Origin of the sequence: Flavobacterium davisii, from assembly GCF_042182265.1 — a bacterium.
GTDB classification, from domain to species: Bacteria; Bacteroidota; Bacteroidia; order Flavobacteriales; family Flavobacteriaceae; genus Flavobacterium; species Flavobacterium davisii.
The window spans coordinates 559801-574315 of sequence record NZ_CP097869.1 but is presented as its reverse complement, the minus strand read 5'-3'; the positions used below and the strand labels follow the sequence as shown (position 1 = coordinate 574315).

Below are 14515 nucleotides of genomic sequence, written 5' to 3'. Positions count from 1 at the left end.
TAAAATGAAAAAAATATTATACATATTATTGTTTCTTTCTCAATTTGTTTGGGCAAATAATGCGTTTGAAAAAGGAAATGATCTATATCAAAAAGGAAAGTATCAAGAAGCAATTCAAGCCTATGAAAATATACTAGCTCAAGGACAAGAGTCAGCAGAACTATACTTTAATTTAGGCAATTGCTATTATAAACTAAATAGAGTTGCACCAGCTGTTTTTAACTTTGAGAAAGCACTGTTATTAAATCCTAATGATACAGAAATACAAAACAATTTAATATTTGCCCAAAAAATGGCAATTGATGATATTCAAGAAATACCACAAGTTGGTTTTTCAAAAATTATAGCAGATTTCACCTCAATATTTTGCTATGATACTTGGGCTTGGATAACTATTTTTTTAGCCATTTTCACATTACTTTCTTTTGTGATTTATTATTATTCCTATAGCACCAATTTAAAACGAATTTTCTTTACCGGAATCGTATGTGGTCTATTCATGGTTTTATTAAGCCTTTCAGCTGGCTTTTACGAGCAAAATCGTTATCAAAAAGAAAATCCAGCTATTGTTTTTGCTGATATAATAAATGTAAAGAGTGAACCAAACGCCACGGCTACTAATGTTTTTACTTTACACGCAGGTACAAAAGTAAAAATTATTGAAACTCTAGATAATTTTTACAAAATTCAAATAGCAGATTTAAAAGAAGGCTGGCTTGATAGAAGTACCGTAAAAGAAATAAAAAAGTAAAGATACTCTCTTAAGAATTATGTTTATCAGCATAAAATTTAAAAACATATTCAAAAAAATAGACCAAAATTAAATTTTAAAATTCCTACGTCTGAATTTAAAATCCCGTTTTTAAGACTTCTGTTCTAAAAACGGGATTAGTTATTTCATAAATACTTTTTATAAAAGGCTATTTTAATCCAGATTACGCATTAGACTTCGTTGTGAAACAAAATTTTTCAATAAATTCAAGTGCTCACAGAAAATTTTAAAAAAAGAAATAATGAACTATTTTGATCATTATAATTCGAGTACATTCTTGGACTTGAATAAAATAAAGGGGAATTGACGAAGTCTATTCCCTTTGAGTTCTAATGCAGAATTTAGGTTTAAGAAGTAATAAATCCAAAAATGAGAGTATAACGCTACTTTTCTTTGATTATTTGATAACTACCTTGAAAATTGTTTTAAAATTAAGTGTCTACCTGCAATCTTGCAGCTTATCTTATATGAAAAAAGACATCCTTTTAAAATATTAATTATTTTACACTAGCTAATACTTCCTTTACCAAGGCATTTAAATCAATATGACCATAACCTAGACGTACAATTACCATATCGTGAGAAGGTATAATAAATACGCGCTGTCCTTGAAATCCATCAGCATAATACATATTTTTGGGACAATCAGGTAATATTCCAGACCTATTTAACCAAAACTGAGCACCATATTCTCCTTTAGAAGTAGGAGTAGGAGTAGCAACATAATTAGACCAACTAGGATCAAATAATTGTTCTCCATTCCAATTGCCTTTGTGTAAATACAATAAACCAAATTTAGCCCAATCACGAGCATTGGCCCAAGCATAGGAAGACCCTATATAATAACCTGCTAAATCAGTTTCAACCACCATCGAGTGCATTCCGATTTTATCAATCAAAGCAGTATACCAAAAGTCTAAGTACTCTTGATGTGTCTTAAATTGATTGCGGATAATTCCTGAAAGTAAATTTGTAGTACCCGAAGAATAATTCCAGCTAGTATTCGGTTTGTTAACTAACGGTTTTTTTATTTGAGATTTTGTCATATCGCTTTCCTGGAAAAGCATTTTAGTAGCATCTGATATTTCATCATAATTTTCATCCCATTCTAAACCAGAATTCATTTGTAATAAATTGTGAATAGTGATGTTTTTGCGTGCATCATTTTTCCATTCAGAAATAGGAGCTCGCTGATTAATATTTAATTTACCTTGTTTTTGAAGAATACCAAAAAATGTTCCAGTAATACTTTTAGTCATAGACCACCCCAGTAATCTTGAATCTTTTGTAAAATTAGGAGCGTATTTTTCGGCAATAATATGATCTTTATAAACTACAATTATAGCACGAGAAGATCTTTTTCCTTTTTTATTTGGTTCAAATGCTTGAAAAATAGCTTTATTTAATCGGTTATAATCAATGTTTAGAAAATTAGGTTTTAAAGGTTCTCCATTGCCATAAGGAAAAGGAATTTTAGTATCAAGAATAAAATTCCTTTTAGGAACTAAATAAGGTTTTTTAGGATCGTAATCATCATTTACTAATACACTACCTAAGCCCTCACGATATACTGCTTTTCGTTTCTTTAATCCATATACAGAAGCTTCCGCAAATTTTCCTTCATCACTGATTTCATTTTTAGCTAAATCAATTAAATTAATATCATTGTCTGTTTTTTCAATAACAGAAAGAGAACGATTGTCTAAAAAATGAGCAGAAGCCACACTTTTTGCTGAAAATCCAGAAATTAAATCAAGTTTCGGATAATTTTGAAATATCAAAACCCCAGTGGCTCCTATAAAAAGAAGGACAATAACCCCAAATATCTTTTTCATTTTATATAAATTTTAAATTAAGGAAGATACAATACACATTTTATCTCTTTTGATAGAGTTGTTTTTTACAATAGGTATTTCTTAAAAAACATTTACTAAGTGCAAGATAAAGTTTTTTAAAATTATAAAAAATATCTCCATTATCTTTTATATTTGATAAAGAAAGTGATTTACAGTTTTTCAGTTGACTCCAAAAAGATTTTTCTATGCTCATATTTTACTTTTGTAGTCCTGCTATGCCATGTAAAAAAATAAAATCTGGAACAAAATCTCAATTTTTCGCTTCAATCAAAAAAGTTAAGCCACTCCAAAATAAATTTTTATGACTACAATCTTTGATTTACTTTTTACGAAGAAATTTATTAAAGAAGCGCAATATAAGGCAATAAAAGAATATTCTAAATTAGGTGTCTTCTCTATTAGAAACGAGTTGTTGTTTTTAATCTATTTGTCTATTTTGTTTTTTACAAGTGGAATAGGAATCATTATTTATAAAAATATAGATACCATAGGACATATCCTTTTATTGCTATTGTTAGGTATTATTACAACTATTAGCTGCTATTTTAGTTATACAAAATCAAAAGGATTTTCAAAAGAAGAAGTTTTTTATGAAAATCCTTTATATGATTATTTAGTACTTTTTACAACCATTTTAATTTGTACCTTGATAAGCTATTTTCAGTATAATTTTCATATAAAAGAGAATGATTATAGCATAACAACCTTAATTTGCGGGATAATATCCTTAGGAATAGCCTATTATTTTGATAATAAGAAAGCCCTTATAATAAGTATTACTGCATTAGGAAGTTTTGTAGGTTTAACTTTAAAAATTCAAAACATATTAGGATACAATTTTTTAAATGATAAACATTTACTTTTTTCAGGATTAGTATTTGGAACCCTTTTAATAATCTGGCAATATTATTCAGAAAAAAACAAATTAAAGCTTCATTTCAGTTTAGTTATACTAACATTTGCGTTGCATTTACTCTTTTTGACTTGCTTAATAGGAATAGTACAAGAAAAAAATTGGATCTTATATAGCCTCATTCTAGGGCTTGTTACGTACTATTTTTATATAAAAAGTTTACAGTATATCACAATTTCAGGCTATATATTTACTCTGTTTTATAGTTATATAGGACTTAATATAATATTTTTCAAAGTAATATATGAATATGATTTACATATAATTACAGAATTTCTAACTTCAGTAATGCCATTTTATGTAGTGGGCTCAATAATCTTTTTTATTAAACAAATTCGAGATTTTAAAAAGAAAATATATGCTAGCCAGTAATTTTAATACAATTCAAAATCATTTTCTTTTAGAAGAAACACAAAAATTGATTAAACTAGAAATTATAGATCAAAATCAATATGAAAAAATAAAAAAAGAAATAATTACAACTAAAACCAACTCTAATATTTTAATTAGAATCGGATTTTTCTTATTAGGAAATTTTTTAATATCGATCATATTAAGTACCTATACTTTATTTTTATATTTTGGAGATAACTTTAAAATATACGGTTCTTATTTATTTATTTTAGGAATTTTAGGTGTTCTTATCTCAGAAATTTTACGTAATAAAAAATATTTTTCTTACGGTTTAGATGATTCGTTTATATTATCCATCCCTCTTTTTTTTGGGACTTCTATAGCCCTATTTACTGAAAGCATAAATCTTGTTTTTATAACCATTATTTTAACCTCACTTATATCAACCATTCGTTATGTACATACTCCCTCTGTTTTTATTTCTTTAATAAGCTTTACCAGTTATATGGGTTATTTAGTCATTGAAAAGAAAATAATACCTTTCTTTTTATTTCCCATATTATTTTTTATACTGGCATTAGTAATTTACCTTTTACTATTCAAAATAGAACAGCATATAAAATATTTTATCTATAAAAATGTAATTTTTACAGCAAAAATATTTAGTGTGTTATTAGCATACGCATCACTCAACTATTTTTTAGTCAAAGAATTATCTAATATTTTAGTCAAAAACAAACTTTCTAATACCGAAGAAATGCCTTTGGCGACATTGTTTTATATTGCAACCTTTTTTATTCCCATTTTTTATATTTTTTATGGATTAAAAATAAGAGACAGAATTTTTTTTTGTATAGGGTTGCTAAGTTTAGGATTAAGTTTTGAAACAATTCGATATTATTATTTCTTACCAACAGAATACGTATTATTACTTACTGGAATAATCTTATTTATAATAGTTTATTTTTCGATTCAGAAAATTAAAAACAATACGAAGGGAATAACTTTCAAAGAAGATAAAAACCTAAATCCTATGACTTTTGATTTAATAAAAGCGATTTTAATTAATACCCATGTTAATGCAAGTACAGCCATAATACAAAAATCACCTATTGAATTTGGAGGAGGGGATTTTAGCGGAGGAGGGAGCGGTGAAAGTTTTTGAAAACTTTAATAAAAAATCCTAACTAATTAACTAATTTTGCATTTAGAATTTTTCTAAATAATATGTTTGATATCCAAAAAGTTAGAGAAGATTTTCCTATTTTAAACCAAAAAGTAAATGGAAAATCCTTAATATATTTCGACAACGGAGCTACCGCTCAAAAACCAAAGGTAGTCATAGATGCTATTTCTAAGTACTACAATGAAATCAATGCAAATATTCATCGTGGTGTACACACATTGAGCCAATTAGCAACAGATGCCTACGAAGAATCTCGAAACAAAATACAATTACATATTAATGCAAAACATAATTATGAGGTTATTTTTACATCAGGAACTACACAAGGAATTAACTTAGTAGCAAATGGTTTTACAACATTGTTAAGTACAGGGGATGAAATAATGGTTTCGGCATTAGAACACCATAGTAATATTGTGCCTTGGCAAATGTTGTGTGAACGTACTGGTGCTAAATTAGTTGTTATTCCAATGAATGAAAAAGGAGAGTTAATCCTTTCGGAATTTGATAAATTACTTTCTGATCAAACAAAAATTGTTTCACTCAATCATATTTCAAATGCACTAGGAACAATAAATCCTATTGAATATATTATAAAAAAAGCACATCAAGTAGGGGCAGCCGTTTTAATTGATGGAGCACAAGCCACTCCACATCTAAAACCAGATGTTCAAGCTTTAGATTGTGATTTTTATGTGTTTTCAGGACATAAAATTTGTGGCCCAACAGGGGTTGGTATATTATATGGCAAAGAAGAATGGTTAAACAAATTACCTCCTTATATGGGAGGAGGTGAAATGATAAAAGAAGTAACGTTTGAAAAAACTACTTATGCAGGATTACCACATAAATTTGAAGCAGGTACGCCTAACATAGCCGATGGAATTGTTTTAGGTACAGCTATTGATTATTTAAACAAAATAGGTTTTGAAAATATTCAAAAACAAGAAAAAGAGCTGCTATCCTATGCTACTGAAAAATTATTAGAAATAGAAGGATTAAAAATATTTGGTACCTCAGAAAATAAAACCTCAGTTATTTCCTTTAATATCCAAGGCATTCATCCATACGATATTGGCACAATTATAGATAAGTTAGGTATAGCTGTTCGTACAGGTCATCATTGCACACAACCAATCATGAATTTCTTTCAAATTCCAGGCACGGTAAGAGCAAGTTTTTCCTTTTATAATACAAAAGAAGAAATAGATACCTTTATAGAAGCTGTTAAAAAAGCAAAAATTATGTTATCTTAAAAAAATCATACAGATGAAAAAAATAGCACTCACTTTATTTTCGGTTTTCGTTTTATTAGTTTCTTGTAAATGCAAAAAAACAACCTTAGCCCAAACAGAATCAACTCTTGTAAAAAATGAAAAACAGAAAGAGATGGAATCAAAATCAGCTGAAGACCTAATAAAAGAGAAACAAGATAACGGAACACTCGTTGAATATACAGCCAATACAAGGGGCTATTATTTAAGAATTAAACTAACTCAAAACGCTTTGGCTTATACCGAAAATCGTGATACAGATAGTTTTAAACCAATAAGATTAACATCTAACCAAATAGACGAATTGCAAACGTTACTAAAACAAATTGATTTAGCAGCATTAGAAAAATTAAAAGCACCTACAGAATTACGCCACCATGATGGAGCAGCGCATGCAGATATGAAGATAACAAAAAATGGTCAAGAATACCAATCAACAGGGTTTGATCACGGATATCCACCTGTAGAAATTGAAAAATTTGTATCCAAATTACTTTCTTATAAAAAGAACAATAATTAACAGAAATAAATTCTATTAAGAATGACTATAGAAGAAATTCAAAATGAAATTGTAGATGAGTTTTCAATGTTTGATGATTGGATGCAACGCTACGAATATATAATCGAATTAGGAAAATCATTACCTTTAATTGAAGAGCAGTACAAAACAGAGGAAAACGTCATAAAAGGCTGCCAATCTAAAGTTTGGGTATATGCTGAAGAAAAAGAAGGAAATATTGTTTTTACAGCTGATAGTGACGCTATTCTAACAAAAGGAATTATTGGGATATTAATTAGAACATTTTCTAATCAACCCGCACAAGCTATTTTAGATGCCAAAACAGATTTTATAGATGAAATAGGACTAAAGGAACATTTATCTCCTACAAGAGCTAATGGATTAGTATCTATGATTAAACAAATAAAAATGTACGCCTTAGCATTTTTGAGTAAAAAATAGTTTTTTAAAAACACATAAATCTTTAATAAATATCAAAAAGATTTAGTTTAGAAAAAAGAGTATTTATAAAATTATAAAAAAGGTAAACCTAGATTATCAAAAAAATGTTAATCACAAAAACTTAAATACCTTACAAGGTTCAAAAAAATATGGAAGAATTCAACGACAACATTAATTTAGGAGAAGAAGTAGTAAAAGTTTTAAAACGAATTTATGATCCTGAAATTCCAGTAGATATTTATGAATTAGGTTTAATCTATGATGTTTTTGTAAATGAGGACATGGATGTAAAAATTCTAATGACACTAACATCTCCAAACTGCCCCGTAGCAGAAACACTTCCTAATGAAGTAAAAGAAAAAATTGAAAAATTAGAAGCCGTTAAATCATGCGAAGTAGAAATAACGTTTGATCCACCTTGGAGCAAAGATTTAATGAGTGAAGAAGCAAAATTAGAATTAGGAATGCTTTAATTAAGAATTTCATTTTCAGTTCAAAATAAACCGTTTTATTAAGATTGAAAACGAATATTTTAACCTAAATATGGAAGAAATATTAAACAAAGTAGCAAATAGTTCCTTAGAAATATTTGATCTTGAGGATTATTATCCAACAGGAATAAGAACAGCCATTGATATCAGTCAATGGTTAACAGAAGGCTTTTTGTTAAGAGAAAAAGATTTTAGAGAAGCTTTAAAAAATCATAATTGGTCAGAATATCAAGATCATTATTGTGCCATTTATTGTAGTTCAGATGCTATTTTGCCTACTTGGGCTCCTATATTAGTAGCTTCATATTTAGCTAAATACGCCAAAAAAACTATTTTAGGAAATAAAGAAGAAATTGATGTAAACTTATATATAGAAGAAATTCTACGAATTGATTTCAGTAAATATATTGATAAACCAGTAATTTTGAAAGGTTGTTCAAAAAAACCTGTTCCCAAAGAAGCATACATCATGGCAATTACACAATTGCAAAAAGTTGCAAAAAGTATAATGTTTGGTGAAGCTTGCTCTGCGGTTCCAATTTTTAAGAGAACTAAATAAAAATTCACATTATGAAAAAATCACTTTTATGTTTGACATTTTTACTTTGTCAAACTTTCTTCAATGCACAAACAACAGAGGGCGAATTAATAAAAAGAACTTCTGAAACTGAAAAAAAAGCGCAAGACACAACTAACGTAGGCTGGAAAAAAGGAGGTAATTTCAATTTCTTATTTAACCAATCAGCATTTAATGACAAATGGCTTGCGGGAGGTACCTCTAGTATTGCAGGTAATATAAACATTAATTACGATTTTAATTATAAATCAAAAGATCTAATCTGGGATAATAAAGTTATAGTTGCTTACGGATTAACTAAAATAAAAGAGGCTAATATTCGAAAGTCAGATGACCGATTACTCTATAATTCTGTATTAGGAAAAAGAGCAGAAGGCTATTGGTTTTATTCTGCTTTCTTAGATTTTAAAACACAAATGGATTCCGGTTTTGATACCAACGGAAGTAGAATATCTCATTTTTTCTCTCCAGCTTATTTACAAATGGGACCTGGTATGATGTGGAAAAAACATGAAAATTTTAAATTTAATATAGCTCCGGCAACGGCTCGTTTAGTAGTAGTACATTCTCATTTTACTGAAAATGGTAGTTCTTTCGGTGTTGAACAAGGAAAAACAACTCGTTTTGAATTTGGTGCTGGTTTACAAGGATATTATAAGTTTAAATTAATGGAAAATGTTACTTGGGAAAATATTTTAAACTTATATTCTAATTACTTAGATAAACCAAGAAATATAGATATTGATTACCAAGCAAATTTAGCAATGAAGATTAATAAATATATATCTACAAACCTAGCCTTTCAAGCGATTTATGATGACAATGCAGTAGGAGCTTTTCAAATTAGACAAGTGTTTGGTTTAGGCTTTAACTATGGATTTTAATAAAGCTTTTTAGTATAAAATATTCGTTTTTTAAAACTGTCCAAAAAGTAACCAACTAACGTTAAGTTTACTTCTTCAATAACCTAAAAACATAAGATAATTAATATAATCTGTTATTAGACCCTTTTACTTCCTGAATCTTTAATTTAATGGAGTAAAAATAGAAATGAAGTAAAAAACGAGTCGTCTTTCTGGACAGTTTTTTTAATCGCCATATATTTTCATAATACGTACTTATCAATTGAATTATAGGCGACATCTAAAAATAACCTAGCTTTCCAGTTTTTCGAGGACAGTAGAAGTCTTAATTATAAAGGCTATGTAATTTGCCTATTCACTTCGGTTCAGATCAAAAACATATTTCATTTAACCCAGATTCCGTATTAGACTTCGTTGTGAAACAAAATTTTCAATAAATTTAAGTGCTCCTCAAAAAAAAGAAGAAGAATTAAAAAACCATTTTGATGATTAAAATTTGAGTACGTGCTTGAATTAGAAGAAAAATAAAGAGGAATAGATTTACTCCGTTAATTATACCTTGAGTCTAATGCGAAATTGGGGGTTAAATATTTAAAATATGTTTTCAAAAATCAAATTGTCAAAGAATAAAAATAAAGGGCAATAAAAAGAGGCGTTTTTTCTATTTTTGTAAGAAATTAGATTCTTATAAAATGAAAATTTTTGTCACAGGAATAGGAACAGATGTAGGAAAAACAGTTGCATCAGCTATTATTACACAAGCTTTAAAAGCGGATTACTGGAAACCCATTCAAGCAGGTGATTTAGATAATTCCGACAGCCATAAAATAAAGGCAAGAGTAGCAAATACCAATCTAGAAATTCACCCCAATGCTTACGCGTTAAATACGCCAGCAAGTCCACATCTTGCAGCAACAATTGATAATATTACCATAGATTTAAAAAAAATTATAGAACCTACCACAAACAATCATTTAGTAATTGAAGGGGCAGGTGGGGTTTTAGTACCATTAAATGAAACGGATTGTGTTATAGATTTGATTCAACCAGATTATAAAGTAGTGGTCGTTTCTAGACATTATTTAGGAAGTATTAATCATACTTTAATGACTTTAGAGTTACTTAAAAATAGAAATATAAAAGTTGCAGGAATTATCTTTTCAGGTGATCAAAATCCTTCAACAGAAACAATTATACTAGATAAAACAGGAATACAAATGATCGGGCGCATAGATAATGAACCTTATTTTGATGAAAATGTAATTTCGTACTATGCAGATAAATTTAGAGAAAATTTGTTGAAAATTTAAGTCTTCCAACATATCACGTTTTACCTCGTTAAACAAAACTATTTTATGACTCTATCCGAAAAAGATCAACTGTATAATTGGCATCCTTATACACAACATCAAACCATAGGGATACTACCCGCCATAGTAAAAGGAAAAGACGCCTTGCTATGGGATGAAAAAAATAAAGAATATATAGACGCTATTGCTTCTTGGTGGGTAAATCCTTTTGGACATTCAAATGAATTTATAGCAAAAGCCATTTATGATCAATTAACCACTTTAGAGCATGTCTTATTTGGTGGTTTCACACACGACAAAGCTGTACAATTAGCAGAAAAATTAGTAAAAATATTACCATCTAATCAAAAAAAGTTTTTTTATTCAGATAATGGATCAACAGCCGTTGAGGTAGCTATAAAAGCTTCATTTCAATATTTTTTTAATAAAGGAATTAAAAAAGATACCATTATAGCTTTTGAAGAGGCTTTTCATGGCGACACCTTTGGTGCTATGGCAGTAAGTGGAATAGGTTTGTTTACAGAAGCTTTTCAAGATTCATTAATCAGAGTTATTCGAATTCCTGTTCCTATAAAGGGAAAAGAAGAAGAAACAAAAAAAGCCCTTCAACAAGCATTAGTAGACAATCAAGTAGCAGCATTTATTTTTGAACCGCTGGTGTTAGGCGCAGCAGGAATGATAATGTATGATCCTGTTATTTTAGATGAATTAATTACAATTTGCCAGCACAACTCAGTTTTTACTATAGCGGATGAAGTTATGACAGGATTTGGTAAAACAGGTAAACTTTTTGCCTGTAATTATTTAAAAGAAAATCCTGATATGATGTGCTTATCCAAAGCATTAACAGGAGGAACAATTCCAATGGCTATCACGTCTTTTACAGAAACCATTTTTAATGGATTCAAAAATGAATCCGTTAATCATGCCTTTTTTCATGGGCATACATTTACAGCCAATCCAACAGGTTGTGCCGCAGCTATAGCGAGTATTGAATTACTACAAAGGAGTGAAACACAAACAAATATTGATAGAATTTATCAAAATCATTTAATATTTCAAAAAAAAATTAATTCACATCCAAAAGTTAAAACTACCCGAGTAATGGGGGTAATTTTTGCTTTAGAAATTGTAACAGATCAAGAAGTTACCTATTATGGATCTATTCGTAATACACTATATAACTTTTTTATAGATAAAGGAGTTATACTCCGACCTGTAGGGAATATAGTGTATATATTACCGCCTTATATCATAACAAATCAGCAGTTAAAAAAGATATATGATACGATTGAAGAAGCACTAGAAATTATATAATTCTACTGCAAAAAAAACGTTAAAAAACACAAACTTATCTTAAAAGAGATCGTAAGCTAATCTAGTTAACAAAAAATAACGTAAATTTAGTATGTTCTATAAAGTTAAAGGTTGTTTTACTCTATCATTTAGGACTGTTTAAAATAGATAATACTTTATTATAGGGACAAAAAGATCGCAATCTTGTTGTTTCAACCAAATGGAGGCTCAAACGAAGTGAATAAGCAAAGTAAATCACATACTTTTATAATATAGCTTATTTTAGTTGTTCGAGCAAAGTTTTTGGGGTTTCTGTTGTCCGTTAGAAATAAACTAGGCATGAAATGATTGCTTTTAGACGTTTTTGTTATGTTGTAATTTATAATACTTAATATTTGATAGCGGAGCGTAAAATACGTTTTTGAAAATAGTCTTATTTACAATGAAGTGGTTTGAATTTTTTTGATTGAAGCAAAAAACAGGAATTACTGTTCCACATCTAGCTTTTGTACAGCACAGTTCGGTACAGAGTAAATAATAGGTGAAATATCGAGCAGAAAGACCATCTTGCAGCCAATTGAAAAGTTTAAACTACTTCAATCTTATTGAGTTCTTTTAATAAAAAAACAAAATAGATTCTATTCAGTATTGTTTTTGTACGATTTTTTTTAAAAATAAATAGGAATGCTTTTTTAAAAAAGATTTACCTTTGTTTTAATGTTGAATAGTATGACTAAACTTAAACATCAAATTCATCTTGGGGATTTTGATCAAGTAGATTATGACCTACTTGCTATTCATACTAGTTTAGAAGATTATAGATTGGCTTATAAGATCAATCAAAATTTAGGAATTTTACTTTCCAAAAATGAAAACGAGATTCCTGTCGAAATCAATAAACAATTGGCTACTTTTTCTAGATTTACTTATGAAGATGATGAGGCAATGATGATTTGGGATCTAATACAAAATAAACAAGAAATAGAACTACCATCTTCTGTTATAGGAAATTCATTATTTCAAGAAAATAGCATTATAACCCAGGTAAATTTGGTAACAGATTTAAAAAAAGTTGATTTTGTATTAAAAATAGAACATGATGAACAAATAGAAATAAAAGAAATAATTTATAAGTTGAATAAAATTGATTTGATTTCTGCTGTTTATGAAGTAAATCCAAATGAAATTAAATCTAAAAATAATTTGATATTTTAAGAATGCGTACACACAAAAAAACAAAGATAGTAGCAACTCTAGGTCCAGCCTGTAGTTCTAAAGAAATGATTAAAAAAATGATGGATGCTGGTGCTGATGTATTTCGTATCAATTTTTCCCATGCAGACTATACGGATGTTGCAGAACGTATACGTATTATTCGAGAATTAAATGAAGAATATGGTTATACAACGGCCATACTAGCGGATTTACAAGGGCCTAAATTGCGTGTAGGAGTAATGAAAGAGGATGTGGTTGTAAATGAAGGCGATTTAGTTACTTTTCAAACAGTAGAAGATGTACCTGGAACTCCTGATAATATATACATGACCTATAAGGCATTTCCCCAAGATGTAAATCCAGGAGAACGTATTTTATTAGATGATGGAAAACTAATTTTTGAGGCAGTATCAAGTAATATTGAAACGAGTCGAGTTGTTTGTAAAGTAATCCAAGGAGGGCCATTAAAATCTAAAAAAGGAGTTAATTTACCCAATACAAAAGTATCATTACCCGCTCTTACCGAAAAAGACATCCGAGATGCCTTATTTGCAATTGAAAATAAAGTAGACTGGATTGCGTTATCCTTTGTACGAACACCAGAGGATCTTAAAGATCTAAAAGAATTGATTGAAGAAAATTCTGATCATAAAATTCCTGTCATAGCTAAGATAGAAAAACCAGAAGCTATTGAAAATTTAGATAAATTAGTAGCCCAATGTGATGGTTTTATGGTAGCACGTGGCGATTTAGGAGTAGAAATGCCAGCACATGAAGTGCCATTAATTCAAAAAAAATTAATTAATCGTGCCAAATTAGCTCGTATACCTGTAATTGTAGCAACTCAAATGATGGAAACGATGATTACAAGTCTTACTCCTACTCGTGCAGAGGTAAATGATGTTGCCAATTCAGTAATGGATGGAGCAGATGCCGTTATGTTATCAGGAGAAACATCAGTAGGTAATTATCCTGTACAAGTAATTGAAAAAATGACGCAAATTATTGAGGCAGTTGAAGATTCGCCGTTAATTCATGTGCCTCAAAAACAACCACAAGTAAAAACAAATCGTTTTATAACAAAACATATTTGTTATCACGCAGCTATTTTAGCGGGCGATATAGGAGCTAAAGCGATTACAACATTAACAAATAGTGGTTATACAGCTTTTCAAGTTTCTGCTTGGAGACCTAATGCACATGTTTTAGTTTTTACATCTAATCCTCGTATTTTGACTCAGTTAAATTTGTTATGGGGTGTTCATGCCTTTATGTATGATAAATTTGTTAGTACAGATGATACAATAGATGACATTAATGAAATAGCGGTACAAAAAGGATTTGTAAGTCAAGGAGATATCCTTGTCAATTTAGCGGCAATGCCTGTTGTAGCAAAAGGAATGGTAAATACCTTAAGAATTTCTGAAATAGAATAAAAAAAGATCTT

At 29.1% G+C, this 14515-nt stretch carries 14 protein-coding genes; 13 read left to right on the top strand and 1 reads right to left on the bottom strand.

Going from position 1 to position 14515, the window contains the following annotated elements:
• The first annotated feature begins 4 nt into the window (after positions 1–4).
• Positions 5–751, top strand: coding sequence for a tetratricopeptide repeat protein (locus NAB20_RS02340; RefSeq protein WP_375605441.1), 747 nt, complete (start codon positions 5–7; stop codon positions 749–751).
• A 518-nt stretch (positions 752–1269) separates the two neighbouring features.
• On the opposite strand, the gene NAB20_RS02335 is transcribed toward NAB20_RS02340, so the two are convergent.
• On the bottom strand, positions 1270–2607 hold the full coding sequence (locus tag NAB20_RS02335; RefSeq protein ID WP_105195658.1) for a serine hydrolase: 1338 nt from the start codon (positions 2605–2607) through the stop codon (positions 1270–1272).
• A 322-nt stretch (positions 2608–2929) separates the two neighbouring features.
• On the opposite strand from NAB20_RS02335, the gene NAB20_RS02330 reads away from it, so the two are divergent.
• From NAB20_RS02330 to pyk, 12 genes are all read left to right on the top strand, one after another.
• Complete coding sequence (locus NAB20_RS02330; RefSeq protein WP_375605440.1) at positions 2930–3913, top strand: DUF2157 domain-containing protein; 984 nt, start codon at positions 2930–2932, stop codon at positions 3911–3913.
• On the top strand, positions 3900–5060 hold the full coding sequence (locus NAB20_RS02325; protein WP_375605439.1) for a hypothetical protein: 1161 nt from the start codon (positions 3900–3902) through the stop codon (positions 5058–5060). The genes NAB20_RS02330 and NAB20_RS02325 overlap by 14 nt, the downstream gene beginning before the upstream one ends.
• A 62-nt stretch (positions 5061–5122) precedes the next feature.
• Complete coding sequence (locus tag NAB20_RS02320) at positions 5123–6337, top strand: aminotransferase class V-fold PLP-dependent enzyme (RefSeq protein WP_105195661.1); 1215 nt, start codon at positions 5123–5125, stop codon at positions 6335–6337.
• 13 nt (positions 6338–6350) lie between these two features.
• Complete coding sequence (locus NAB20_RS02315; protein WP_375605438.1) at positions 6351–6875, top strand: hypothetical protein; 525 nt, start codon at positions 6351–6353, stop codon at positions 6873–6875.
• Positions 6876–6896: 21 nt separating this feature from the next.
• The gene (locus NAB20_RS02310) at positions 6897–7316 is read left to right on the top strand and encodes a SufE family protein (protein WP_105195663.1); all 420 of its coding nucleotides are present in this window, start codon (positions 6897–6899) and stop codon (positions 7314–7316) included.
• A 149-nt stretch (positions 7317–7465) separates the two neighbouring features.
• Positions 7466–7789 carry an SUF system Fe-S cluster assembly protein gene (locus NAB20_RS02305; protein WP_014166706.1) on the top strand — a complete coding sequence of 108 codons (324 nt, stop codon included), beginning with the start codon at positions 7466–7468 and terminating at the stop codon, positions 7787–7789.
• A gap of 70 nt (positions 7790–7859) precedes the next feature.
• Entirely contained in the window at positions 7860–8366 is a 507-nt protein-coding gene (locus NAB20_RS02300) for a DUF2480 family protein (protein ID WP_105195664.1), read from the top strand.
• Between the two features lie 11 nt (positions 8367–8377).
• Positions 8378–9268: a DUF3078 domain-containing protein gene (locus NAB20_RS02295; RefSeq protein WP_105195665.1), complete on the top strand. Its 891-nt coding sequence runs from the start codon at positions 8378–8380 to the stop codon at positions 9266–9268.
• Between the two features lie 671 nt (positions 9269–9939).
• Positions 9940–10557 carry a dethiobiotin synthase gene (gene bioD, locus NAB20_RS02290; protein ID WP_235877342.1) on the top strand — a complete coding sequence of 206 codons (618 nt, stop codon included), beginning with the start codon at positions 9940–9942 and terminating at the stop codon, positions 10555–10557.
• 45 nt (positions 10558–10602) lie between these two features.
• Entirely contained in the window at positions 10603–11874 is a 1272-nt protein-coding gene (gene bioA, locus NAB20_RS02285; protein WP_127823276.1) for an adenosylmethionine--8-amino-7-oxononanoate transaminase, read from the top strand.
• A gap of 708 nt (positions 11875–12582) precedes the next feature.
• Entirely contained in the window at positions 12583–13068 is a 486-nt protein-coding gene (locus NAB20_RS02280; RefSeq protein WP_088390795.1) for an IPExxxVDY family protein, read from the top strand.
• Between the two features lie 2 nt (positions 13069–13070).
• On the top strand, positions 13071–14504 hold the full coding sequence (gene pyk, locus NAB20_RS02275; protein WP_375605437.1) for a pyruvate kinase: 1434 nt from the start codon (positions 13071–13073) through the stop codon (positions 14502–14504).
• The last annotated feature ends 11 nt before the right edge of the window (positions 14505–14515 follow it).